Raw genomic sequence first — 24,544 nt, forward strand, 5'->3', positions numbered from 1 at the left:
CAGAGTCCGTTTCATCTGGCTCAAAAGCGCATTCGCAACCTGGGGTTCAGGGGATCATTCCCTGACCGCCGGAGGCATGCTTTTCCATGCACTTTAGCCATAGAAGGCATCGCTTTTTTTTTATGTTTTCCCTTTGCGCCGGACCTGTCCCTATGTCGAGGAGGGGTGGTCCCCTGCATCCCGCTGGCTCCAGCTGAAAGGAGCCCCGGAGTTGACCATCTCTGTGCCGCCGTTGCAGTTGCCGTTGCGAATGGCCAGGAAGTCATCAAAATGGTTCAAGACGATGTCTGTCAGCCCAGGATCAAAGTGCTTCTCCCTTTCCCCCTGCATGAGGCCGTAAATCACGTCCGGGGGATAGGGGTCTTTGTACGGCCGTCTCGTTGCAAGGGCATCAAAGACGTCGGCGATACCCACGATGCGCCCGGCCAGGGGGATACGCTCTCCGGAGAGTCCCTGGGGATACCCGGTGCCGTCCCACTTTTCATGGTGGGAGATGGCAATCTGCTGGCCGCTGCGCAATACATCGGACTTGGCGTTTGCAAGAATCCGCGCCCCGATGGCAGGATGGGTCCGAATCACATGGTATTCGTTTCCCGAGAGCTTGTCCGGTTTCATGAGGATGTGGTCCGGGATGCCGATCTTGCCGATATCATGCATGACCGAGCCGTAGCGGATCCGATCCACCCAGGCCCCGTCCATGTTCAGTTTTTCGGCAAGAAACGCGCTGTAGGTGCTCATGCGGGTGATGTGGCTCCCGGTGTTCTCGTCCCGGTACTCGGCTGCGGTGACCAGCCGGTTGATGGTATCCAGGTAGGAGTCTTTAAGGGCCTGGTGGGTCTCCTTGAGCCCCTTGACAAGGCGGCGCTCCCTCAGCACGCGCTGCACCCTTAAAACCACCTCTCCCGGGGCCATGGGCTTCAGGATAAAATCCACGGCACCGGTCTGGATGATCTGCTCGTAGCTGAATTCGTCGATATGACCGGTCATCACAATGGGGTCTGCGCTGTGCCTGGCCCGAATCTGTTTTACCAGCTCAAGGCCTCCCATCTCCGGCATATCCACATCCGTCAGGACAATATCAACAGGGTGCTCTTCGAGCACGGCCAGGGCCTCCACGCCATGTGAGGCCATGTGGCAGACAAACCCCTGCTTTTCCATCACGCGCCTTAAGATCATCCGGATGGTTTCATCATCGTCCACAATCAACAGACCGGGGGGGTTCATTGTTTTCTGCATGGTCATAGGTTTTCGCTCCCAAAGACATAAACCGGGTGAAAAAAGAGGAAGGGTTGCTGAAATCCGGAAACGAAGGGAGGGCGCGTATCAACACAGATCAACAAAGGAAAGGCCGGAGCGTTTTTCAGCAAAACGGGGGACCCTGGCAGCTTACGAAGGCAAGACAAAGCCGCCATCTTCTGATGCGTCTGATGCGTTAAAACAATCATGATTGCACGGGTTCATGAATAAAATCAGTATACCCCAAACCCCGGCCGCCAACAACTGCGAATCCAAGGGGCCGAAAAACCCTTTCGGCAAAGGCAACGATTCAGGGTATGCCTCCGGCGGCCCTGCCAGGGGCCAAACGTTTAAAAAGGGAAACAAACAGGTCTTAAAAAAATGTGTTTGAAAGGCGGATGTGATTTGCCCCGAGGAACGAGGGGCAAAGCGCATCCGCCTTCTGCTTTCAAGGTGGCACGCCTTGCCGCCGGAGGCAAAGATCAACTGAACCGTTAAAAAAAGAAAATAAGGGTCAGACCGATTCCGGGTCCCGGGTCTCCAGCACCAGAAAGCTGGCTGTCCCCAGGGCCGCGATCTCCCCTTGGGCGTTACACACCTCGGCGGCCATGTGAATCTGGCGTCGTGATCTTGCGGTTACCCTGGCGACAACAATGATGCAGGCTTCGTCCCGGCCCACGGGCTTTACGAAGCTGGTGTTCAGCTGGGTGGTCACGCTGGTGGTCCCCAGCAGCACGGTAAGGGGGCCGAAGGTGTTGTCCATGGCCGCCACGACCATCCCTCCCTGCATGGCCCCCATGGGATTGCGATACCCCTTCTTTACGGGAAAACGCACCTCAATAGTCCCTTTCTCCCCATCAAACGCAAGAATCTGCGCCCCCATCTCCCGGAACACCTCCGGTGGATCAAACCTGAACGCCATCTTTCCTCCCGACACCATAAAACGGGTACCCGGGGCCTTGGTCTCCCCTGTTGCCACCCGCATGTATTTGGTCTAATATAAACCCATTACCCACAACCTGCCACCAGACACCGGCCGCGCACGGCCCTATCCCGGCTCGCCCGAAGGGCGGGAACATCGACCTGAAAACCGTACATTACATTTTGCATGTTTGGAATAACTGCATTTTAGTCAGTAAGCCGGTGCCATAAGGCACCATTGCGTTGACGTGTTCGTTTTCCCATGAAACATCCGGGCCATGCAACGGTCTTCCATCTGCACCATACGCATGGATCGCCACCCGATCCGCGTCACCCGCCCCTTGCCGCGAACACCCGGAACCACGAGCTTTTACATGAGCCTTGAACCCACCCGGCCTCAGCCCGGATCCACCCAACCCAGGGAGCGCCCGTTCATGAACCGTCCCAATGAGTCACACCTTGAGACCCTTGGAAAAATCGCCGAGACCAAACGCATCTTCACGGCCATCCAGACCGCCACCGGGCGACGGGAATCCCTTTGCCTCGTCATCACGAGCGGCGCCCGGGGAGAGGGAAAAACCACCGTGGCCACCGGTCTTGCCATGGCAGCCAGCCACCCGAAGCGTCGCAAGACCCTTCTTGTGGACTACAACTGGTATGCCCCGGCCATTCACAAAACCTTCGACGTAGAGCTCATTGAAAACCCGGCCGCCTTTTACGGGGCGGCCTCCATAGACGAGCTCATTGTCCCGACGCATCTGGGCATCGACATCCTCCCGGCGGCCCGCATGACCGATGATTCCCAAGGGGCCCTCTCCAACGTGGAAGGCTACGATCACCGCCTCATCCAGGAGGCCAAGCACCGCTACGACACCATCATCGTGGACACCTCCGCCACCTTTCCTGAGAATCAGAACATGCGGGACCCCGTCCTGCTTTCGAGCATAGCCGACGGCGTGGTGCTGGTCTTCATGACCAACCGAACCCCCCGCTCCACCCTGAAACGCACCACCACGGCCATGCGCATCAACGGTGCAAAAATCATCGGGGTGGTGGCCAATCAGTGGAAAAACCCCATCCTCTACTAAGGAGACAGCCATGTCCTACATTGTCAAACGCTACACCCACGGACTCAAGCGCTACAAAGCCTGGTTTCTCCTCTCCTTTCTCATGCCCGGGCTCTACCTGCTCTCCGCGGCCTGCGCGCCGGACCGGCACGCGGTCTGGCAGGACATCCGTCTGCCGTTAGAGACCCCGTTCACATCCGCCTCCTTCAACACCATCACCGAAGTGGTCAGCGCCCAGGCCATCTTCTTCCGGGACAACTTTGACGTCAATCGCTATTTCAACCTCTCCGCCATCAATATCGAGCAGCTGGAAACCAAACGCTACCGGCAGGTCACGTCCGCCATCAGCAACGACATCACCCTCTCCTACCAGGGGGGCATCGCCCGGATCCGCTACCTTGGAAAAGATGCGGAGCTCGGTACAAACCTGGTGGACTACTATGCCCGAAGGCTGGTGAGAAAAGCCCGGGAGGGCATTGAAATCAGCGGCATGCACCTGCCCAGCGAACGCCTCCCCGGGCGGATCGGGGCCATTGAGAGCACGGCGTTGCGGGCCATCTGGCGGCCGGACAGGCTGGTCCCCCTCCTCATCCTGCTCACCGCCTCGGTTCTGGCCGTCATGGCCCTTGTGGCAGCGCTCGAGTGGAACGACGCCGCCCTGAAATCCGAGCGACAGATTGCCCGGTATGTCAACCTGCCCGTCCTGGGCTCCCTGCCGGACCTGAACCGCGTCTCCCGGGTCCTTGGGGAGAAGCCGCCCCTCAATAGCGCAGACACCCGGTCCTGACCCGTTATCCCCTTCCGGGGGCACAGCTCATGCCCCCCTCCCGACTCGCTTTTTTGTATTTTCCCGCAGCCCGCCTTGGTGTATACATCTAAATCAGTCACATGGAACCGTTTGCCCGAGTATAAAACCGCGGGTCAGGCCCCTGGATCTCTCTGTCCAGCCCCACACTCCCGACACAAAGGACCTTTCATGCAGACCCCTTCCGGAACATCGCCCAAAGCCGGTATCCTGATCTCAATGGCCTGTTTCGTCATCGTGGTGACAGGCATCCAGGCGGCCTCGTCCGTTCTGGTCCCCTTTCTCCTTGCCGTGTTCATCGCCGTGGCGGTCTCCCCGCCCATGTTCTGGATGGAGAGCAAAAAAGTACCCACCGGGGTGGCCGTCCTTGTCATCGTCCTTGTCGTTCTCATGCTCTTTCTCCTGCTGATCAACATCGTCACCGGAGCCGTGGAGGCCTTTACAAAGAGCATCCCCCTCTACCAGCAACGCATGGAAGCCCTGGTGAGCAGTGTGGTTCCCCTGCTGCAGAGTGCCCATATCGACATCACCAGCGAGGCCCTGCTCAACGTCCTCAATCCCGGTCGCATGATGGCCTTTTTAGGGGCCCTTCTCACGCGACTGGGCGGGGTCTTCACCAACACCTTTTTTATTGTCCTGACGGTCATCTTCATTCTCATGGAGGCCTCGGGGTTCTCGGTCAAACTCCAAGCCGCCCTGGGCAACGGCAACGCCTCCCATAAAGGGTTCCACCGCATCACCGAAGGGATCCGTCACTACCTTGCCATCAAGAGCGCCACGAGCTTTGCCACGGGAAGCCTTGTCTATGTGGGCCTCATGGTCTTCGGGGTGGATTTCCCGGCCATCTGGGGGCTCATCGCCTTTATCTTCAATTTTGTGCCCAACATCGGCTCCATCATCGCCGCTGTACCGGCCATTCTCCTGGCCATGGTCCAGCTGGGACCGGTGACAGCCCTCATGGTGGCCTGCCTCTACCTCATCATCAATGTGACCATCGGAAACCTCATCGAACCCCGGGTCATGGGAAGCGGCGTGGGCCTCTCGGCCCTGGTGGTCTTTCTCTCCCTGGCTTTCTGGGGCTGGGTCATGGGCCCGGTGGGCATGATCCTCTCGGTCCCCCTCACCATGGCCCTTAAAATCACCCTGGAGGCCCGGGAGGAGACCCGGTGGATCGCCATCCTTTTGGGACCTGAAAAAGAGGCTCGAAGCCTTCTCAAGGAGACAGCCGAATGAAACGCCCCATCCATGTGGTCATCGATGAATCCAAATGCACGGGCTGCGGCGCCTGCGTTGCCATCTGCCCCCATGACACCCTCACCCTGGCCGAGGGCAAAGCCGTCGTCACAGGAGACGACTCCCTCTCCTGCGGCCACTGCCTGGCCGTCTGCCCCACAGAAGCCATCACCCTCACGGACCACCGCCCCATGGGGCAAAGCTACCAGACCTTTGCCATGCCCGACGGATGGCTCGCCCCCGGAGCCTTTGAGGTGGACAAACTCGCCTGGCTCATGGCGTCCCGCCGCTCCTGCCGGCACTTTACCAAGGACCCCGTCCCCATGGCGGTCCTTGAAGACCTGGTGCACATCGCCACCACCGCGCCATCCGGGACCAACGCCCAGGCCTGGCACTTTACCCTGCTCCCCGACCGGACATCCGTCAAAGGGTTTGCAAAGGGCGTTCTCTCCTTTTTTCAACAACTCAACCGCCTGGCCCGCATCGCGCCCCTGCGCGGCCTGCTCAAACTCCTGGGCAAACCGGAGCTCTCCCGGTACCATGCCGATTACCACGACCGCATCGAAGAGGGCATCGCCAGCTGGACCACCCAGCACAAAGACCTCCTCTTCCACGGGGCTCCGGCCGCCATCCTCGTCAGCTGCTCCCAGGACGCATCATGTCCCGCCGAGGACGCCCTCCTCGCATCAAACCAGATCCTCCTGGCCGCCCACGCCATGGGCCTCGGGAGCTGCCTCATCGGCTTTGCCGTGGAAGCCCTGGCCCGGGACAAACAGCTGAGACAGCGCATCAGCCTCCCGGCAAATGAAACCGTTTACGCCGTCATTGCCCTGGGCCACCCCCACGAGCCCTACATGCGCCCCTCTGTCCGCAAACCGGTGACTCCCCGGGTGATCCGCATGAATGAAAGCAATGCCTTCTAAGATGAAAGCCGGATGAACCACAGGGTCAAGAGGGCTCCGAATAAAAACCAAAAAGATGCCTCCGGCGGCAAGGTGTGCCACCTTGAAAGCAAGTTGCGAATGCGCTTTCCCCTTCGTTCCTCAGGGTAAATCACATTCGCCTTTGATTTTGATTGGCCTGAATCTGTGTTTAAAACCTGTTTGTTAAACCCGCTTTTTATAAATCAGGTAAAAGCTTAGCCCCCGGCAGGGCCACCGGAGGCATCTTTAACTTGGCGGCCCCCGGCGGCACGGTGTGCCACCGCAAAAGCTGGTTTCAGGTACAAAAAAAGCCGTAAACACCCCTGTCGGGGCCTTTACGGCTTTTTGTCATGGTGACGGCCAGAAAAGAAATCGCCAAGGGAGTCCGCCGGATTCTATGCAGGCAGCTCCAGGATCTTTTTCATCTGCGCAAGAAGGGCAGCCTCTTTGGCATTGATTGTGTGGTCGGCCAGGGCGATGTCGTTGGCAAGTTTGACGGCTTTTTCCCGGTCCTTTTTCTCTGTAAGCAGCACAGGCAGGGCTTCAAGGGCTTTTTTAAAATCCGTTTGAAGGATGCGTGACTGCTCCTTGACCACCTTGTGGAGCTCCCTTGCAGTGAGGCGCTTCAGGCGCCAGCTGGCCTTGACGATGCGATTTCCCATGGCCATCTCCGCCTCATCCACAGAGCCGTCGACACTCGCCATGGCGATGATCATCCGAATGGCCCCTTCCGGGTAGCCCCCCTCATCGAGCCTGTCCAGCCACATTTTGCGATCCCGTCGCCTCTCCTGCGCCTCGGCCTTTTGGGTCGCCTTCTCCTCTTCGGGGGTCGGCCCCCGATCCACGCCGTAGAGCCATGCCAGGGCCGGGTTGTCGTATATCAGATGGAACACCTTCTCCTGGGTCAGGTCACTCAGGGACTGGCCCCAGTCCAGGGTAGTCACCACCATGTCCGAAACGGCCCGCTCCACCTGGACAAAGGGGTTCTCTTCCGAAACGGGTCGCCTCGTCCTGCGGACATATTCCGCGGCGTCTTTCACCGGCCTCATCAACGGGTTCCGATCGGTGATCAAACTTCGCTGCAGACGCATGGGATGCATCTCAAGCATCCACTCCACAAAAAGCGGGTTGACCATGGCCCGAACCAGGGGGCTCACCCAGGTGCCGTACAGGGCGCTGTTCCGCTCGGAAATAGAAGCCACCAGCTCAAAGGCCTTTTCATCTTCAACCCCGTCATCATAAGCCAGGATGTCGTCTATGGTGCGCTCGGAAAATTTCACCTTGTAGTCGTTGAGCCACTCTTTGGACGGGGCCGCAATGATCTCCATCTCATAGAGTCCGGGGGCAAGAAAATTGATCATCTCAACGCTGCCGATGATCTCTTTTTGCTCCTTTCCGGCAATGGAACTCGCCACAAAAATGCCCAGGTGGCCGATGGTGGGATGCACGATGTAGACGATAACCTGGCCCCGGGTCTTGATCTCATCCACGGACTTGTAAACCATGGGAATCCAGTTGAGGGCCTGCTGGGGCGGGGTGATATTGTCCCCGCTGGAGGCAAAGACCACCACGGGGTCGCTGAATCGCTTCAAATCAATGGGGGGCCCGTCATCAAGCTTCAGCTGCCCGTTGGCAAGGCGATTCCCGATGAACAGATCGGCGACAATGGTGTGGATCTCTTCTTTGGTCATGAGGAAAAAACCGCCCCACCAGGTCTCGAAATCCAAAAACCGCTGCTCTTCGGTGTCCACATTTTTATAAAGATTGTACTGCTTGGACCAGAAGGTGTTGCCGGGATTCAGCCCCTCCATGCTCATGACGAGGTTGGCCCCGTCAAAGTGCCCCCCGCCGAGATCACTCACCAGGTCGTTGATCCAGACGCCCCCCAGGAGCCCGCCTTTGTAGCGCATGGGGTTTGTCCCCCCCACCCCCGACCAGTAAGAAAGGGGCGCACCGTTGAGGACAATGGGTCCTGCAAGGTCGGGCCTTTCGGCAGCCACAATGGCGGTGGCCCAGCCCCCCTGGCAGTTCCCGATCACCACGGGCCGGAGGGAGCCCGGGTGGCGCCTGGCCACCTCCTCCAAAAAAAGAATCTCGGCATTTTTCACATCGGCCAGGGTCTGCCCCTCCATGGGCTCGGTGAAAAAGAGGACAAAATAGACACAGTGCCCGTTGGCCAGGGCATGGCCGATTTCCGACGCCTCCTTGGACCCGCCGATGCCGGGGCCGTGACCGGCCCTGGGGTCGATGATAACGATGGGGCGACGGTTTGGTTCCGCTTGATCGCCCGTCCCGTCGACGGCCCTCACCCTGCGATCCGCACCCCCTGTAAACCCGCGATCCTCGGAGCCGCGTTTCCCCCGGATCTGAGCCAGGGCGTAGTTGGCCGGCTGATCGAAGGTCCGGGCATCGCAAATGATTTCGTAATCAAAAATCAACACCGGAGGCTGCCCTTTTTCGAGGTGATCCAGGTAATTGTTCCCCCGCTTCCGAAGCACATCCCAAAACAAAAGGGACCGCTGGGAGGTATCGACCACATACTCTGATGCGTGGGCAAAAAGATCAAAGGCAGATGACATGGTGTTGACGGCAGCAGCGTCCATAACCCCTCCTGAATGACCTCGCCGGTAGCGAAAAGTAAACGGGTCAAAGCCTGAAAACGGACAGCACAAAAGGCTCCGACAAGGCATGATTGATGTGTTGGTGTGGCAGGATCGCCCCGAAAAGGACAAGGCCCCGGCCCGCCCCGGAACATGACGGCTAAGAAAGGATCTAAGATAAAAAAACCGGAGGTGAGGCCTTACCCCGGGCACGGTCGCCAGGGCATGCAAAGACAAGCAGGGGATATTATAGCAACATAACAGGTCTTATCAAGACGTTATTAAGGGTGCGCGGCGATAAAGGCCGCCCAGTCCGCAACCCGGCTGTGGTGGTCGAGGGCTTCGTCCCACTGGGTATCAGCCACAAACGACAGGTGAGAGGAGGTGTAAAGGGAGTACTGGCCGGAGGTCACGCCAAAGACGGGAAAATAGATGGAGAGGCCGCAGGCCATCTCCGGGCGCGTGGCCTCATTGTAAATCACCGCATCGGAAAGAGCCTCGCCCAGGGCATTCCGGGTCTCGGCAGAGGCCCCCAGAACCTCGGCAAACTGGCGAAGGTCCACGCAGGTGTCTGCGTTGTAATGGGCGGCGTTCAGATACCGCGCCGTGATGACCGCATTGGTCGAAAGGGCCGTCATCTCAGAAGCAAGCTCGTCCACTGCCGCCCCCAGGGGCGAAAGGGCAGCAAGGTCCACAACGGAAAGGCCCAGGTCCATGCCGCCCACCCGGCTCTCCATGTAGGTCTCGGCAATGCACCGCCCCAGGGCTTCCGGGCTCTTGCTTGCTGACGGCAACTGGGAAAAACAGGTCAAAAACCCGGTATAATCCCATCCGGACGAAGGCTCCAGCCCCTCGGAGGCCACCATAAAGCGGGCAACCCTCTGAAACTCCCAGGCCACTTCAAGCTCCGCCATCAGGCAGGCGTCAAAGCCAAGCAGGTTCACGCCCTGCCCCTCAAGGGCCAAGGCCACCTCCTTCACGGAAAGGGCATCGCCCGCGCTGGTCTCATCGGTGGCGATGAATTTCGTACCCGGGGCTGCTGCGTCCGATGCGGACGGGGCCCAGCCACTGCCATGATCCCAGAGAATAAGAGCCGTGTGCTCGGCGGGATAGGTGGCCCTGCCATACGCGATAAAGCGGCGCAGGGTCTCGGCGCTGCCCATGTTCAACTCATCGTCCCCGTCCCCGTAAAGCCCCAGCCACGTCGTGTCGGTGAGCCTTTTGGAGGCAATGGCCGAGGTATCGGTGTCGTGGTATATCTCGTAAAGACGGGTCTCTGCCCAGTCCCCCTGGTCCCGGGTATACCCGCTGCTGCGATCAAACAGGACAATAACCCGGGTATCGGGGCTTGCCGCCGCCGCTTCCATCTCATTGAAATCAGTCAGGGCATCGGCTTCCAGGTTGTTGTCGCCGTCCAGGTAGACCATCACCGTCCAGGTGGGGCCTTCCTGGCTTTCAGAGCCACCGCTGCTCCCGCACCCGGCCACCATACCAAGGGCCATCAAGGCCACACCGATCACACGGCATGCAGCCCACGTCCTGTGTCGTCTCACAACCATACCTCCCGGGGGGGTTACGTTCAGGCAAGTAAGCCGTTCAAGATGAGATCAAAGGCGGTGTTCAAATCACGTTGGGACGGGATATTCCCGGGCACCACATACCGCTTGATCACCAGCATCACGTAGAAGGAGTAGAGAAGCTCTGCGACACCCGCCACCTCAAAGGGACGGAATTCGCCGGTGGCGATGCCCTCTTCAAGGTAAATCTGGAGAATGTGCCGCGAAGCCTGGTTGATTTCCTGGAAGCGGTCTTCCGCTTCCGTCAGGGGAAAAAGGGCCTGATCATGACGGATCAGGTGACGCAGGACCGGATCCGACTCAAGGTATCGGTACCCGGTTATAAAATAAGCGTAGATCCTGGCCGCACAACTTTCCTCTTTGTCGGCCGCCTCTTTTGAGTTCTGCTGCCAATTGCGAAGGGCCCACGCCACAGCCGACTCGTAGAGGTCTTTCTTGCTCCTGGCGTAGAGATACAGGTTCCCCTTGGTCATGCCCAGGGCGTCCCCGATGTCCTCCACGGTTGTCTTTTTGAAGCCGTACCGGGAAAAGAGCAGGAGAGCCGCCTCATACACCCGTTGTCGTTTCTCCTCTTTGCCCATCCCTTACCATTCCTTTCCCTCGGCTGCGGATGCCTCGTTTGGCCGTGTTGAAACCGGTCATGACTAAAAGCCCGGAGAACGGAATCTCCGCACAGGCTTTGCGGGCCGGTGAGCCGGCCCTGTGCGCTTGGGGTGGCCCCTCAGGCAATCCCCCGCTCTTTTTTCACGTGCTCCCAGGCATCCTGAATCTCCCGGAACTTCTCTTCTGAAAAATGCGTAAACTCTTCGGGAAGCCCCTTGGCCGCAATTTTATCCGGATGGTACTCATTGACCAGCTTCCGGTACTGCTTTTTCAGGAATTCATCGGAATCGTTCCGGTCGCAGCCGAGCACCGAGTGGTACGCGTCGCTCTGGTCCACATAGCGAGCCTTGAGCTTCAGGTACCCTTCAGAGGGGTAGTTAAAAAGATGGACCGCCGACAGGATCAGCTCCTCTTCCTGGGGGCTGAACTGCCCGTCTGCCGTGGAAACCCGGAGCATCACGTCCAGCATCACCTCAAGGAGCCGGGGCTGGTTACGGAACGTGGTGTAAAACTGGCGCGCAAACCCCTCAAAGGGCTCTGGGGAGTTGACGGCTTCACGGAAGATATCGATGGCAATGTTGCGGCTCTCCCGGTTCAGGTGAAGGTCCTGGGTCATGAACTGGTCGATGGACTCGATCTCATCCTGGCTCACCCGGCCATCTGCTTTGGAGAGCTTGGCCAGCATGGAAAACGCCGCCACAAAAAAGGTCATCTGGGCCTCTTCGTTGCTGGTCAGCCCACGCCGCTCCTCACGGTTAAGTTCACTGCCGTCTATATCAAAGGCGTGTCCGAACACCGCCCCGGCAACCGCACCCACCGGACCGCCCAAAGCAAGTCCGATGGCACCGCCCACCACTTTTCCAAGCCAACCCATAATAACCTCTATGCCTCATTGTATTCATCATGACGGCCCCACCCCCAAGGCGGAACCTGTGATCCATTCGCTCTGTTGCGCACAGGGCGCGTCGACACCATAGAGCAAAAAAACACGCCCCCGGATCTCCGTGCAAAACACATGCGCAATGCTCTAAAGTAACACGCAAACGGGGGGTGTCAAGCTTCATCGCCCTTGCCAGGGACGCCGCAGAATGTTCCCCCGGACCCACCCCACCGCCCCCAGGGCCAACGCATGTAGAGTTTGCCTCCGGCGGCCCTGCCGGGGGCCAAACGTTTGAAAAGTTTGACAAACAGGCATTAAGCGCGATGTTGGTTCATTCAAATGCACTCGTATTTCCAATGATTTCGTCTGATGTGCATACCTGCGCTTTTATTGTTCAGCCCCCTGGCCTGAATAATAAAAGCGCAGGCAGCCGAAAAGTTTTTGCGGAGCTTTTTTCAAAAAGCGACCCGCCGGAGGCAACTTGCAGCTAAATACGTTTGCCCTGCCACCGCCCCTGAGGCTCCTCGACAAGGTCTCATCATCAATGCTACAAGGAAAAGATTTGTGATGCACCACTCTTCGAACCGATGAACCCCATGGAACACATACGGATGAACCTGATCCTTCTTTTTGATGATGATTTTACCCAAGGGCAGACCACAGCCCGGCTGACGGGACGACGCCTTCGCCACGTCAAAGAGGTCCACCGGGCCAAGGTGGGAGATACCCTGACTGTGGGTCGCCTTGACGGCAACCTGGGAACCGGTGAGGTCCTCTCCATGGATAAAGACGCCATGGAACTGGCCGTGAGCCTGGACGCGCCGCCGCCACCGCCCCTTCCCCTCACCCTGATTCTTGCCCTTCCAAGGCCCAAGGTCCTCAACCGGGTGATCATCGCCGCCACCAGCATGGGGGTGAAGCGACTGGTCCTGCTCAATGCCGTCCGGGTGGAAAAAAGCTTCTGGCAAAGCCCGCGGCTGTCCGAGGAGAACCTCCTTTCCCAGCGGGTCCTGGGCCTGGAGCAGGCCAAAGACACCCGGCTTCCGGAGATTCTGTTAAAAAACCGGTTCAAGCCCTTTGTGGAAGATGAACTGCCGGCCATGGCCGTCGGCACGGAAAAACTGGCGGCCCACCCCTACGACGCCGTCCCCTGCCCCGTCCGGGTGGACGGTCCCGTCACCCTTGCCGTGGGCCCGGAAGGGGGCTTTATCCCCTATGAGATGGACAAACTCAAGGAAGCCGGCTTCCAGGCTGTCTCCATGGGAGAACGCATCCTGAGAGTGGAATCGGCCATTCCGGCTCTTCTCTCACGCCTGTACCCAACCTTTTAGCACTCACATGAACCCGACAACAGGATCCACCATGCCCCACCAACTGATCATCACGGCCGATATCCACGGCCACCTGCCCACCTGGCGCCTCATCAAGGCCCAGCTGAAGCCCGGCGACGGCCTGGCCGTAGCCGGCGACCTCTTTGACACGGTTTACGGCAAGAGCCACCCGGACTACGACCCCGACACCATCCGGCACGAGTTTAAGGCCCTGGCCGGGCCCACCTGGTATGTCTGCGGAAACTGCGACCACCCCGATTTTTTCTCCGGGGAGCTGACGGCCTCCTTCTCCTGGGAAGGCACCACCCTGCTCCTGGCCCACGGACACCGCCACCTGCCGGACCTCACCGACTACGACATCGTGGTCCAGGGCCACACCCACGTCTCCCGACTGGACACCCTCATGGGCAAGGTCTTCCTCAACCCGGGCTCACCGGCCCGCCCCCGGGGCGGCCACCAGGGCTTTGCCCGGCTCACGGGCACCCGCCTCGAACTGGTGGACCTGGCCTCGGGAAAGGTGGTGGATCACCTCGACCTTCCCGGCCGGACCGCCTGAATCAGGGGCAAAAACAATGCCTCCGGCGGCGAGGTGTGTCACCTCGAAAGCAGGGTGCGAATGCGTTTTCCCCTTCGTTCCTCGGGGAAAATCACATTCGCCTTTCATTGAAGAAATGATGAGGACATCTTGTCAGATAGCTGTTTGAGAAGAAGATTTTAAAATCTTTTCGATTCATTCGAAGGGGTTTGCTTTCCGGCTCAGTTCGACGTAACGAACACGCAACCGGAATGTTTTTGCTGAGCTTTTCTCAAAAAACGACCCGCCGGAGGCATCGTCTCTTAAAAAAATCACGTGTGTTTCATGGCATCGAAGAGGGATTTGTCCATGGCCTTTTCATAGGCGGCGCCGCCGGTGATCGTCTTGGCCGTCACCAGCTGCATGAGGTGCTGGTCCATGGACTGCATGCCCTGGGAGGTACCCGTCTGGATCATGGAGTTGATCTGGGCGATCTTGCCGCTTCGGATGACGCTGGCAAGGGCCGTGGAGCCCAAAAGGATCTCGTTGGCCGCACAGCGGCCCGTTCCGTCGGCGGTCTTGAGCAGCTGCTGGGCGATCACCGCCCTCAACGATTCGGAGAACATGGTGCGCACCTGCGCCTGCTGGTCCGCGGGAAAGGCGTTGATCACGCGGTCCACGGTTTTGGAAGCACTGTTGGTGTGAAGGGTTCCGAAAACAAGGATCCCCAGCTCGGCGCAGGTCAGGGCCAGGCTGATGGTCTCCTTGTCCCGCATCTCGCCCACCAGGATGATGTCCGGGTCTTCGCGGCCCGCCACCTTCAGGGCGTCGGCAAAACTTGTCGCATGGGTGCCGATCTCCCGCTGGGTGAAGATGCAGCGGCGATTCTGGTGCACGAACTCCAGGGGGTCTTCGATGGTTATAATGTGGGCTTCCCGGCTCTTGTTGATGTAGTCGATCATGGCGGCCAGGGTGGTGGACTTGCCGCTCCCCGTGGGGCCGGTAACAAGGACCAGGCCCTTGGGAAAATCGGCGATGGTCTTGAGCACCTCGGGCAAGCCGAGCTGCTCTAAGGTCAGGATCTCGGTGGGGATCATCCGAAACACCGCCCCGGGGCCGTTGTGGTGGTAGAAAAAATTGCACCGGAACCGGCCCACCCCTTCCAGCTCATAGGCCATGTCCAGGTCGAGGTTGGCCTCGAACTCCGTCTGTTTTTCCCCGGGAAGGATCTCAAAAAGGACCTCGGTCATCCGATTCCGGTCCAGGACGGGGTGAGCGGTCTCCACGAGCTCCCCTTTTAAGCGCAACAGGGGCGGTCGCCCAACGACCATGTGAAGGTCGCTTGCCCCTTTCTCATTCAACTCTCTGAAGTAGGTATCAATAACTGCCACACGCTCTCCTGCCGACGGCCCCGGCCGTCCGTATCCGTTCCATGATCATCCCTTCGCATCACCCTGCCAGTTTGGCCTTGAGCTGCCGCTGCAATGTCTCTGACTCCACATGCATCAGGGCCGTCTCCACGCTGATGAGCCCCTCGTCCAGAAGATCCTTTACGGACTCGTCCATGAGCTTCATGCCCAGGCCCTTGCCCGTCTGCATGAGGTTGGGAATCTGGAACACCTTGGAATCCCGGATCAAGCCCGCCACCGGCAAATTCACCATGAGGATCTCCGCGGCCATGAGCATGCGGTCCTCGGTGTCCGAAGGAATAAGCTTCTGGGTCACGACGGCCTTGAGGGTCTCGGCCAGGGTGGCCCGGATCTGGGACTGCTCACCCGGCGGGTAGGAGTCGATGATGCGGTCCACGGTTTTCGGTGCGTTGGTGGTGGAGAGGGTGCCGATGACAAGGTGCCCCGTCTCGGCGGCACTGATGGCAAGGGAGATGGTCTCAAGGTCCCGAAGCTCACCGATGACGATGACGTCCGGGTCCTCCCTCAAGGCCCCTTTAAGGGCGTTGAGATACGAGTGGGTGTCCCGCCCCACCTGCCTCTGGTTCACCACCCCCTTTTTTTTGGGGTGAACAAACTCAATGGGGTCTTCCACGGTGAGGATATGGTGGGCCTTGCGTTCGTTGATAAAGTCCACCATGGCAGCCAGGGTGGTGGTTTTGCCCATCCCCGTGGCCCCGGTGACCAGGATCAGCCCCTGGTGCTGGTCCAGAACCTTCGCCACCACCTCGGGAAGCCCGGTCTCTGAAAGGAGAGGAATGGCGGGGGGAATCATGCGAAATGCCGCGCTCAGACCGCGGTTGTGGGCCATGGCGCTTCCCCTGAAGCGACCCAGCCCTTTGATCTCGTAGGAGAAATCAAGCTGATTTTCCCGGGCCAGGTGCGCCTTCTCCTCGTCGGAGAGCAACTCGGTGATCAACCGCTGCGTCTGGTCCGTGGTGAGCTTGGGAGTCCTGGTTTTAACCAGCCCCCCTTTTCTGCGCAGGATAATCGGTTCACCCGGTACCACGTGCACGTCCGATGCCCGCAAGTTGACCCCGGCCTGAAAAACCTTGTCCAATTCTGCCATGTATGACCTCCGGGTCCCGGTTATGAGTCTTCGTCGGGGATGACCCAAAGGTACTGGGTTGTGGATACAAACACGATGGAGCGGACAGATTCTCCGTCCACCGCCACGCGGGACACCTCGCTGAACATGTCGGTGTTTTTCAAAAAATAATCGGAGACCCTGTCGTAACCGGTGATATCGATCTCTCCGCTCACCACCTGGCCGTTGGTCATCTTCATCTTCATTTTGCGGTAGATGGCGACCTTTCTCTCGGACAAATCGCCGTTTCTGACCTCCACCCAGAGGATATGCTTTTTCGGAACGATCATGGGGCGCCGACTCTCGTCCTCCCCGTTGACGGCTTCGTACATCACGATATCGGACTCGTTGTCCAGGAGAAAGGTCCGGATGTCCCGGCCCACGATGTTCACGAGTCCATCGAGTTGGCTGTTGTTCGATAGACACAAGGTAATTTCACAGTCTTTTTTAGGGTAGATACCCATACGCGCTCCTTCCTGGCGAGCTTAACCGGTCGCGTCGTCGCGATGCCTGGCCCGGTTATCAATCCGTTCACGGTAGAGGTCCACAGGTTGCCACTACCTCCCTTATCGTCTCAAACACGGTGAAAATTGATCCTTTTTTTCCGTCTTGTAATATCCCGATAAACCTTATAAATATAAACTGCATTGAATTTTTTTGTCAATTATTAAACAATTGTTAGCATCTATTTATCATTGGGAATTCACATGAAACCAGAGGGAACCAGTATCCTGCTCATCAATCCACAGAACAAGGTGCTGCTCATGCTCAGGGACGACCTGCCCCACCTTCCCTGTCCCAATATGTGGGACCTGCCGGGGGGGCATGTGGAGGCAGGCGAAACGCCGGAAGCCTGCATCCAACGGGAGCTCCTTGAAGAGATTGGATTTTGTCCCGACCTCATCCGCCCCTTCGGGGTCTATGATTTCCCCGACCGCCTTGAATATGTCTTCACCGCCCGGGCTGATTTTGATCCTGAAACCGTGCACTTGACCGAGGGGCAGAAAATTGCCTGGTTCTCCTTTGACGAGGCCGATGCCCTGGACCTCGCCTTCGGATTCAACCTGGTGATTACCCATTGGGGGGAGAAGCGGGCGTCCGATTGACACCGCAGGTTAAAATACACTAAAATGCGCCGATACAATTGCCGATACTATTAGGGCGGGTGATTGATCATCTCCTGACATCAGCAAATCCATCAGTTGCCACCCCACGGAGAAGGCATGGCCGACGAAAAGCGATACAGTGTGGAAGAGGCGGCAAAGGAGCTCGGAACAGGGGTTTCCACCCTTCTCCTGTGGAAACATATCTACAGCGAGTTCCTCTCCGGTACCGGAGATGCAGGGGAACAGACCCTCAGCCGTGAGGACATCCACCTTTTTACCTACATTTCCGAATGCACCGAATCAGGTCTCACCCGCGAGGAGATACGCCTGGCCTTACGGAACCGGGCGGCAGGCCAAGGGCCCCTCTTTTCCCGCAACGCTTTTCGACACGACGACGATGACGACATCCTCTCCCTCCTGGATGAGGACAACCCCACACCGGCCCTTCTGGCACGCCTCGTCATCCAGCAGCGTCGCCTCGCCGAAGCCGAAGAGCGCAAAGCCTCGGCCATGGAGCGCCGCATTGCCGTAGAAGAGGAGAAGTCCCGAAGCCTGTCAGCCATCCTCACCGCCTTGACCACCTCGGGCCTCCCCGTACCGGCCATGCAAGCGGCACAGCAGGCCCCTTACGTTCAACCCACCGTGCCTGCCGAGCCCTCCGAACCGGAAACCCCTCGAAACGATTCGCCCCCCCGGCCCGAACAGGCACCAGAAAAAACACCCCTGGACAATCACTTCGTCCCGGAGACCGACGACGTCCCCCTGGATGATCTCAGCGCCCTTGTCGATGCCCCGGCCCCGTTGCCCCAGGAGGACGTGGATGATCTCTGGAGCCTCATCGAAGACGATGCGCCCGGACAGGATCCGGATATGGACAACCTCTGGGACCTCGTGGACACACCCGTCGAGGAAGACCTGGACGACCTCTGGGCCCTGCTGGACGAAACGCCCGGAAAAGGAGAGGAGGAGGAGCCGGACAATCTCTGGGACCTCATAGACGAACCGCCCCGTGAGCCCGAAAAAGCACCCATGAGCGACACGGGCCTGGACGACCTCTGGACCGTGGAAGACGAGCCACCGGTGCCTCCGGCAACCCCGGAAAAAGCCGAAAAACCCACCGGGGACGCCGACAACCTCTGGAACCTCGTGGACACACCACCCCGGGAGGATCAGCCGCGTCCTGTTGCCGAACAGACGCCCAAAAAGATGCCGCGGCAGGTCCCCAGGCCAGCGGAGGAGCCTTCGCCCCTCCCCTCGGACCCCGAGGCGTACAAAGATTTTATTTTAAAGGAAATCATCGGCATGAAACGCCGGGAAGGATTATCCGCCGCCCAGGTTGCTGAACGGCTTAACGAGGAGAGCAGGCCCACCTTCAGCGGCAAAGGCTCCTGGGGAGCCCGCACCATCGAAGGGATTTTCAGCATCATCGAAAAGGCCGGCCCCAAGTAGCCCGCACACATAGTGCCACTCGGTGCCTTCCGGCCTCTCTGCTGCTTACTTGGCCCCGGCATCCAGGGCAAAACGGGTGTCCACGAACTTCTCCATGTCGATCTTGTCCGTCAGAATCCCCATCTCATCTTTCATGTAATCCTGAATCTTCGCCAGATCATCAATGACCGGAAAAAGCTCGTCCGTGGAGATGCGCTCTTTGGGCTCGGTGAGGACCTTGTAGATCAGGTCGCTGTTCTGCCCAAGAAAATCGGCACCGATGATGGAGGCCGGCTTTGGCTGGGCCTCCACGGCCATGCCGGAACGCACCAGGCTGCGGGTCAGCTCGTGGACGGCATCGGGATTTTTCTCGATCACTTCGTCACGCATCACCAGCACGCAGCAGGGGTGCTTCGGCCAGAGATCACACGAGAGGTGAAGCGCCTCCCCGTTGCCGCTGTTGATCACCTTGGTCCCGATGGGTTCGGCCACAATGAACCCGGCGATCTCGCCGTCCTCATCCAGGTCGATGGCATCGGGCATCTGAAAGGGAGCCACCACCTCCAGGAACACGTCGGCTTTTTTGTCCCGGGTGGTACCGGGGTTGAGCCCCTTCTCTTTGAGAAGGCGGTGAAACAACATGTTATGCACCGACAGCTGATAGGGAATCAGGACCACCTTACCGGCAAAATCTTCGATACGCTGAATACCAGCACGCCGGCTCTTCACCAGGATGCTGCCCGATTTGTGGGTAAAAAGGATCAGCTTGATGCCCACGCCGGACTTGAAGATGTCCATGGCCGTGGGGGCAAGGATAAACGCACCGTCAAGGGCACCCGTGGCCAAATCGTCGGCCACCTCGTTCCACCCGTTTTTCAGCACCGGCTCAAGGGAACAGTGCTTGAAGGTCTCCATGCCCTTCCTCAACTTGAGATCCGTGACACCGAGAATCAGGTGATCGGTGATCCGCAAGTGACCAATCTTCAACACAGGCTTGTCCGTCATACATACACCGCTTAAAACACCAGATGGGTTACCAGGCCCCGGTAAAAAAAAGAAACCACGGTTTCTAAGATCGGGCCTGAAACACGCCTCCAACTGGCATTGGAGGCGTGCCGCCGGTCATCTCCGGTGCATCTTTCCACCGGAATGTACGTTGAGAATGCCCTTTGTCCGAACAGCGCTGCCAAAGCCGCTGTGAGGGCATCGTTTTACGACCAGTTCAGAATCAGTGCTTGAAGCTCCGCTGGCCGGTGTAAACCATGGTGGCGCCATGTTCGTTGCACGCCTCGATGGACTGGTAGTCGTTCATGGATCCGCCGGAGTGAACAATGGAGGTAACCCCTTCGCGCAGCCCCACATCGGCCCCGTCACGGAAGGGGAAGAAGGCATCACTCACCATGGCCGCCCCCTTGATCCCGCCGTTCTCGGCCTTGACCCGGGCGTCGATCTCCGCTTTTTTGTCGGCGTCCGTAAGATCGGCGTACCCCATACCCCAGGTCTCAAAGGTGTAGCGGTCGGCAAGTTTTTTGTACGCCTTGTCCACCGCGATCTCGGCAACGCCCACGCGATCCTGCTCACCGGTGCCGATGCCCACCGTCACCTGGTCCTTGACGTAGATCACGGAGTTGGAGGTGATGCCGGACTCCACCAGCCAGCCGAAGAGCATGTCTTCGTACTCGGCGTCGGTGGGCTCCCGGTCGATGGTGTAGAGGGTCCCCTTGTACTCGCACTGGGCGATCTTCAAGTCCTCGCGGCTCCTGGCCTCGGGCACAAAGGAGAGCTGGGTGATGAGCCCGCCGTCCATGAGGCTCTTAAAGTCCACGACACGCTCGCCCACATAGCTCTGGAGGCGGTCCATGTTGCCGATACGGATGACCCGGAGGTTCTTCCGCGCAGCCAGGATATCGAGGCTCCCCTCTTCAAAATCGGGTGCCACAACCACCTCGGCGTACTGGTTGCTGATGGCCTCGGCCGTGGCCTTGTCCACGCTGCGGTTCAGGGCGATGCATCCCCCGAAGGCTGCGATGCGGTCGGCCATGTACGCCTTGGCGTAGGCCTCCTCAAGGGAGGCGGCACGGGCCGCGCCGCAGGGGTTGTTGTGCTTCACGATGACCGCCGTGGGGGTATCGGTGAAGTAACGCAGGATGTTCAGGGCGTTGTCGGCATCGGTGAGGTTGGTCTTGCCGGGATGTTTCCCGGACTGGAGCAGCTCGATGTCCGAGGCAAGGTAGCGCCCGGGGGCGATGGTCTGGGTCTCTCCCACCACCAGGTTGCCGTTGGCCAGGCGGTAAAGGGCCGCCTCCTGGCCGGGGTTCTCGCCGTAGCGCAGCCCCTTTTTCACCTGGTCGATGGTCCAGGCCACTTTCTCATAAAAGAGCGTCTGGCGGTTGTCGCCATCCACAAAGGAAATCTCCATGGCCGGAGCAAAGTGGTCGTCCATGATGGTTCGGTACATCTTCTTCAGATCGTCTGCCATGTGCTTTCTCCCCCCGCAGGACCTGTGGGCGGCCTGTAAAAAAAGCCACCGCTGTCCCGTCGGGTCCGGATAGGGTGTTTAGGATGCGCTGTAACACCCCGAAACGCTCTGCGGGGCCTGTGCTGCAAGATAATCGGCAATGTGTCGGTCATAGGAGGCCGTGTGCTCAAAGGCCTTGGCCGCCAGCCCGTAACGCAGGGCCAGATCCGTAGCCCCGTCGTTGGCCTCCAGGGCCGCCACAACAGCCCCGTAGTCCGATGGATTCACCACCGAGGCCACCCGGAGGTAGTTCTTGGCCGAAGCCCTGACCATGGTGGGCCCGCCGATATCGACATTGCTCCGAGCCTCTTCCACGGTGACCCCTTCTTTGGCAACGGTTGCCGCAAAGGGATAAAGGTTCACAACTACCATATCTATCGGAACCGCATCGGTTCTCTTTAAGTCTTCCTGATGAGAATCGTTGTATGTTTCCGTCAAAATCCCGAGATATATTTTAAAATCAAGGGTTTTCACAAGTCCCCCTTGAGTCTCCGGCTGACCGGTGTAATCCGACACCTGGACCAGGTGCTTTGCCGCGGCATCGCCCAGGATCTTTTCGATGGCCCCGAAGGTTCCCCCGGTTGAGAAAATACGAATGGACGGGTTGACCCGCACCAGGGCAGGAATCAATGTATCCAGTCCCGTTTTATCCGACACGCTGATCAGCACATGATTGACCTTCACCCGGTCATCAATGCGATCCACAATATTCATCCCCATAGTTCTGTCCTGTTTTTTTGTGGTGGCTTACGTTGAACGGCCGGTGCCCCGGCTGTCTGTGTATCGTATCTGCGTCCCTGACGCCCCCTGGAACCGCAGGATGCGGCAGGTGCGCAATAGTAAAACAGCCCATGGCAAAGATCAAGGTGCATTCCCCGGAGACATTCCATGAAAATCACCGCATTTTCGGCAGGGGATCTGTCCGTTGAGGCCAGGACCATGTCAGGGGGCGTGCCGGAGCTTTGGCAGGTCGGAGCCCGTCAACAAAACCCCACAAATACAATACAATGCACAAAATCATCACACACCGGTTGGAATTGTGGCCTGTGCCGCCCTGCGCCGCACCGGAACACCCAGGTGATCCTGCCGGAAGGCAGCGACCCGGCACAGCCTTGCCGGGGGCCAGGACGAGGCAACCTCCGCCTTGACTTTTTTGGGAATCATCTTAAGGTTTAGAGGCATCCCTGCCGGGAATCAGGCAGATGCAGCCCCGACGCCCCTGCCCCTTCCGCGAGGCGCCGTGATGTTCACCCCAAACACAGGATTTCCCATGAGCACCCTTACCGTAAAGAGCTTTGCCGCCTGCACCAATGCCGACGTCGCCAACGCGGTCCTCTCCCTGGCCGCCCCCCTTTGCGCCGCCTGCGGCGACGACGACGCCATGAAACGACTCCTTGTCTCCCTTGCCGTCACCGGCTGGAACCTCTCCCTCTTTGAAAGCCGGGGAGAAGACGGGTACAAAGCCCAAGTGGCAGAGCGCCTTCCCGCCCATCTGCCCGGGGAGAAAAAAGAGGTCTTTACCCAATTCGTCCTGGGCCTCATCTCCTCCAAGCAGGAGACCTACCCCGCCATGATGAAGGGGATCAAAAGCTGGGACCTCCGCACGGACAACGGCAAGCTCAGCCTTACCGTGGAAGCCCTTCCCGTAAAACCCGTTTAACCCCCGGGAGACACCCATGCTCACCCTCACTCAGTTCCGGTACAGCGCCGACAACTTTTCCTATGTGGTCAGCGGTCCCGAATCCGCCGTGGCCATCGACCCCGGGGCCGTGGACGAAATCCTGGACTTCGTAAGTGCCCGGGGCCTTCGCCTCACCCATGTGATCAACACCCACACCCACCCGGACCACACCGTGGGAAACACCCCGCTGATCCTGCGCTCCGGGGCAACGCACCAGGACATTCCGGCCCTTCGCCAGAGCGGCCGCCTGGACATCGACGGGGACCCCCTCATCGTCCACTACACCCCGGGCCACATGGACGACTGCCTCACCTTTGAAATCAAAGGGCGCCTCATCACCGGAGACACCCTCTTCAACGGCACCGTGGGGACCTGCTTTTCGGGGGACATGGAGAGCTTCTACCGAACCGTCACCTTTCTCCTCACCTTTCCCGACGACACAAAAATCTACGCAGGCCATGACTACGTCCAGGAATCCATGGCCTTTGCACGAATCATCGAACCTGAAAATGAAACGGAGATCGCTCGCTACCTTTCCCTCTACGATCCCGACCACGTGGTCTCGACCCTGGCCGATGAGAAACGGGCCAACCCCTTTGTGCGATTCAACGAACCGCACCTTGTGGACACCATGAAACAACGAGACCTTCCCGTGGCAACCGAGCGGGAACGATGGCACTCAGTAATGGAGCTGTACTGATGGAAACACCTGAAAAAACGGTCACCAACCCCGGGCTGTGGAACGAAAAAGCCGTGGCCGCAACCATTAAAGCGACGAAGATGCTCTGGGGAAAACACAACGAAACAATCCAGGCCTGGCTCTATGAATCGGGCTTCTCCCTTGAAACCCTGCGGGAAGCCCTCCTCGGCTGGCAGGTGAGAAACACAAGGCGACCGGCCGACTCCTGGGGCACCGAAGGCGTTGATAAAATCCTCCTGCCCGAAGGCATCACCATCCCCGTCATCCGGGACAAAGAACTCAAGCGCGTCGTCATCTTCCGCATGGGCCACGGCCACGACGGCGAGTACCACACCGTTGAGGGCAGCGCCCCGGTTCCCCTGGTCCTCACCGGCTCTACCCCACGCACCGCCATCGTCCGCCGCGAGCTCGACGCCCTTCTCCTCCACCAGGAGCTGAAAAAAGAGTGGACCGTGGTGGCCACGGGCGATCTTCCCCCCGCCGCCCTTGAAGACGCCCTGAATGGGGCCGACTCGCTTTGCCCCGTCGCCCTGAACAACGACACGCAAGCCCTTGCCCCCTGGATCACCCCCTCCACCTGCCCCCTTGCCGGGACGAGCCTCGTGGACCTGGCCCGACAAGGCGCCCTGGCCCAAGGGCTGGCGTCGGTATTCAAATAAAACCTGCCAAAATGCCCAAGACCAGACACAAAAAGCCGTGAGGAATCGTTATTACGATCCATCACGGCTTTTTTATGTGGGTACAGGAGGCCATCCGGTTAAAACGGCCTCCGGCGGCCCTGCCGGGGGCTAAACTTTTAAAAAGTTTAACAAACAGGCTTAAAAAAACAAATTCAGGTCAATCCAAATCAAAGACGAATGTGATTTTCCCCAAGGAACGAGGGGAA

Annotated in this window: 23 protein-coding genes; 11 read left to right on the forward strand and 12 right to left on the reverse strand. The window is 58.9% G+C overall.

Going from position 1 to position 24,544, the window contains the following annotated elements:
* Nucleotides 1-150 precede the first annotated feature (150 nt).
* The gene (locus BLQ12_RS11125) at nucleotides 151-1,224 is read right to left on the reverse strand and encodes an HD-GYP domain-containing protein (RefSeq protein ID WP_175469659.1); all 1,074 of its coding nucleotides are present in this window, start codon (nucleotides 1,222-1,224) and stop codon (nucleotides 151-153) included.
* Between the two features lie 526 nt (nucleotides 1,225-1,750).
* Nucleotides 1,751-2,158, reverse strand: coding sequence for a PaaI family thioesterase (locus tag BLQ12_RS11130; protein WP_175469661.1), 408 nt, complete (start codon nucleotides 2,156-2,158; stop codon nucleotides 1,751-1,753).
* 277 nt (nucleotides 2,159-2,435) lie between these two features.
* Here BLQ12_RS11130 and BLQ12_RS11135 point away from each other — a divergent pair, with 277 nt between their 5' ends.
* The 4 genes from BLQ12_RS11135 (at nucleotide 2,436) to BLQ12_RS11150 (ending at nucleotide 6,185) form a co-directional block, all read left to right on the forward strand.
* Nucleotides 2,436-3,245 (forward strand): tyrosine-protein kinase family protein, encoded by an 810-nt coding sequence (locus tag BLQ12_RS11135; protein ID WP_092210725.1) that lies wholly within the window; start codon nucleotides 2,436-2,438, stop codon nucleotides 3,243-3,245.
* Nucleotides 3,246-3,255: 10 nt separating this feature from the next.
* A complete protein-coding gene (locus BLQ12_RS11140) occupies nucleotides 3,256-4,011 on the forward strand; it encodes a hypothetical protein (protein ID WP_092210726.1) in 756 nt (251 codons plus the stop codon).
* Between the two features lie 189 nt (nucleotides 4,012-4,200).
* On the forward strand, nucleotides 4,201-5,262 hold the full coding sequence (locus tag BLQ12_RS11145) for an AI-2E family transporter (protein ID WP_092210727.1): 1,062 nt from the start codon (nucleotides 4,201-4,203) through the stop codon (nucleotides 5,260-5,262).
* Complete coding sequence (locus tag BLQ12_RS11150; protein ID WP_092210728.1) at nucleotides 5,259-6,185, forward strand: nitroreductase family protein; 927 nt, start codon at nucleotides 5,259-5,261, stop codon at nucleotides 6,183-6,185. The genes BLQ12_RS11145 and BLQ12_RS11150 overlap by 4 nt, the downstream gene beginning before the upstream one ends.
* 395 nt (nucleotides 6,186-6,580) lie before the next feature.
* Here BLQ12_RS11150 and BLQ12_RS11155 read toward each other — a convergent pair whose 3' ends face one another.
* The 4 genes from BLQ12_RS11155 to BLQ12_RS11170 all read right to left on the reverse strand — a co-directional run bounded on the left by BLQ12_RS11155 (nucleotide 6,581) and on the right by BLQ12_RS11170 (nucleotide 11,839).
* The gene (locus BLQ12_RS11155; protein ID WP_175469663.1) at nucleotides 6,581-8,788 is read right to left on the reverse strand and encodes a DUF3141 domain-containing protein; all 2,208 of its coding nucleotides are present in this window, start codon (nucleotides 8,786-8,788) and stop codon (nucleotides 6,581-6,583) included.
* 278 nt (nucleotides 8,789-9,066) lie between these two features.
* Nucleotides 9,067-10,338, reverse strand: a complete 1,272-nt coding sequence (locus tag BLQ12_RS11160; RefSeq protein WP_175469665.1) for a clostripain-related cysteine peptidase — start codon at nucleotides 10,336-10,338, stop codon at nucleotides 9,067-9,069.
* 26 nt (nucleotides 10,339-10,364) lie between these two features.
* Entirely contained in the window at nucleotides 10,365-10,943 is a 579-nt protein-coding gene (locus BLQ12_RS11165; protein WP_092210731.1) for a TetR/AcrR family transcriptional regulator, read from the reverse strand.
* A gap of 140 nt (nucleotides 10,944-11,083) precedes the next feature.
* Nucleotides 11,084-11,839: a TerB family tellurite resistance protein gene (locus BLQ12_RS11170; RefSeq protein ID WP_092210732.1), complete on the reverse strand. Its 756-nt coding sequence runs from the start codon at nucleotides 11,837-11,839 to the stop codon at nucleotides 11,084-11,086.
* 602 nt (nucleotides 11,840-12,441) lie between these two features.
* On the opposite strand from BLQ12_RS11170, the gene BLQ12_RS11175 reads away from it, so the two are divergent.
* Together BLQ12_RS11175 and BLQ12_RS11180 are read left to right on the forward strand one after the other, a co-directional pair.
* Entirely contained in the window at nucleotides 12,442-13,176 is a 735-nt protein-coding gene (locus tag BLQ12_RS11175; RefSeq protein WP_254782040.1) for a 16S rRNA (uracil(1498)-N(3))-methyltransferase, read from the forward strand.
* Nucleotides 13,177-13,207: 31 nt separating this feature from the next.
* Nucleotides 13,208-13,732 (forward strand): YfcE family phosphodiesterase, encoded by a 525-nt coding sequence (locus BLQ12_RS11180; RefSeq protein ID WP_175469667.1) that lies wholly within the window; start codon nucleotides 13,208-13,210, stop codon nucleotides 13,730-13,732.
* A gap of 290 nt (nucleotides 13,733-14,022) precedes the next feature.
* Here the strand turns inward: BLQ12_RS11180 and BLQ12_RS11185 are convergent, their stop codons facing one another.
* From BLQ12_RS11185 to BLQ12_RS11195, 3 genes are read right to left on the reverse strand one after another with little or no spacing between them, the layout of a single operon-like run.
* Nucleotides 14,023-15,081, reverse strand: coding sequence for a type IV pilus twitching motility protein PilT (locus BLQ12_RS11185; RefSeq protein WP_092210734.1), 1,059 nt, complete (start codon nucleotides 15,079-15,081; stop codon nucleotides 14,023-14,025).
* 58 nt (nucleotides 15,082-15,139) lie between these two features.
* Nucleotides 15,140-16,207, reverse strand: coding sequence for a type IV pilus twitching motility protein PilT (locus BLQ12_RS11190; protein ID WP_092210735.1), 1,068 nt, complete (start codon nucleotides 16,205-16,207; stop codon nucleotides 15,140-15,142).
* A 20-nt stretch (nucleotides 16,208-16,227) separates the two neighbouring features.
* A complete protein-coding gene (locus tag BLQ12_RS11195) occupies nucleotides 16,228-16,689 on the reverse strand; it encodes a hypothetical protein (RefSeq protein WP_092210736.1) in 462 nt (153 codons plus the stop codon).
* A gap of 243 nt (nucleotides 16,690-16,932) precedes the next feature.
* On the opposite strand from BLQ12_RS11195, the gene BLQ12_RS11200 reads away from it, so the two are divergent.
* Nucleotides 16,933-17,331 carry an NUDIX hydrolase gene (locus tag BLQ12_RS11200; protein ID WP_092210737.1) on the forward strand — a complete coding sequence of 133 codons (399 nt, stop codon included), beginning with the start codon at nucleotides 16,933-16,935 and terminating at the stop codon, nucleotides 17,329-17,331.
* Between the two features lie 117 nt (nucleotides 17,332-17,448).
* A complete protein-coding gene (locus tag BLQ12_RS11205; protein WP_092210738.1) occupies nucleotides 17,449-18,780 on the forward strand; it encodes a MerR family transcriptional regulator in 1,332 nt (443 codons plus the stop codon).
* A gap of 45 nt (nucleotides 18,781-18,825) precedes the next feature.
* Here the strand turns inward: BLQ12_RS11205 and BLQ12_RS11210 are convergent, their stop codons facing one another.
* The 3 genes from BLQ12_RS11210 to BLQ12_RS11220 all read right to left on the reverse strand — a co-directional run bounded on the left by BLQ12_RS11210 (nucleotide 18,826) and on the right by BLQ12_RS11220 (nucleotide 21,997).
* A complete protein-coding gene (locus BLQ12_RS11210; RefSeq protein WP_092210739.1) occupies nucleotides 18,826-19,764 on the reverse strand; it encodes an ABC transporter substrate-binding protein in 939 nt (312 codons plus the stop codon).
* 223 nt (nucleotides 19,765-19,987) lie between these two features.
* Nucleotides 19,988-21,238 carry an IMP cyclohydrolase gene (locus BLQ12_RS11215; protein ID WP_092210740.1) on the reverse strand — a complete coding sequence of 417 codons (1,251 nt, stop codon included), beginning with the start codon at nucleotides 21,236-21,238 and terminating at the stop codon, nucleotides 19,988-19,990.
* A gap of 78 nt (nucleotides 21,239-21,316) precedes the next feature.
* Entirely contained in the window at nucleotides 21,317-21,997 is a 681-nt protein-coding gene (locus tag BLQ12_RS11220) for a hypothetical protein (protein WP_092210741.1), read from the reverse strand.
* A gap of 550 nt (nucleotides 21,998-22,547) precedes the next feature.
* Between BLQ12_RS11220 and BLQ12_RS11225 the strand changes: the two genes are divergently transcribed.
* Genes BLQ12_RS11225 through BLQ12_RS11235 form a run of 3 tightly spaced genes read left to right on the forward strand, consistent with a single transcriptional unit; the run spans nucleotide 22,548 to nucleotide 24,317 of the window.
* Nucleotides 22,548-22,937: a hypothetical protein gene (locus BLQ12_RS11225; RefSeq protein ID WP_092210742.1), complete on the forward strand. Its 390-nt coding sequence runs from the start codon at nucleotides 22,548-22,550 to the stop codon at nucleotides 22,935-22,937.
* Between the two features lie 16 nt (nucleotides 22,938-22,953).
* On the forward strand, nucleotides 22,954-23,658 hold the full coding sequence (locus BLQ12_RS11230; protein ID WP_092210743.1) for an MBL fold metallo-hydrolase: 705 nt from the start codon (nucleotides 22,954-22,956) through the stop codon (nucleotides 23,656-23,658).
* A complete protein-coding gene (locus BLQ12_RS11235) occupies nucleotides 23,658-24,317 on the forward strand; it encodes a hypothetical protein (protein WP_092210744.1) in 660 nt (219 codons plus the stop codon). The genes BLQ12_RS11230 and BLQ12_RS11235 overlap by 1 nt, the downstream gene beginning before the upstream one ends.
* Nucleotides 24,318-24,544 lie beyond the last annotated feature (227 nt).

Origin of the sequence: Desulfoluna spongiiphila (assembly GCF_900101345.1) — a bacterium.
GTDB classification, from domain to species: Bacteria; Desulfobacterota; Desulfobacteria; order Desulfobacterales; family Desulfolunaceae; genus Desulfoluna; species Desulfoluna spongiiphila.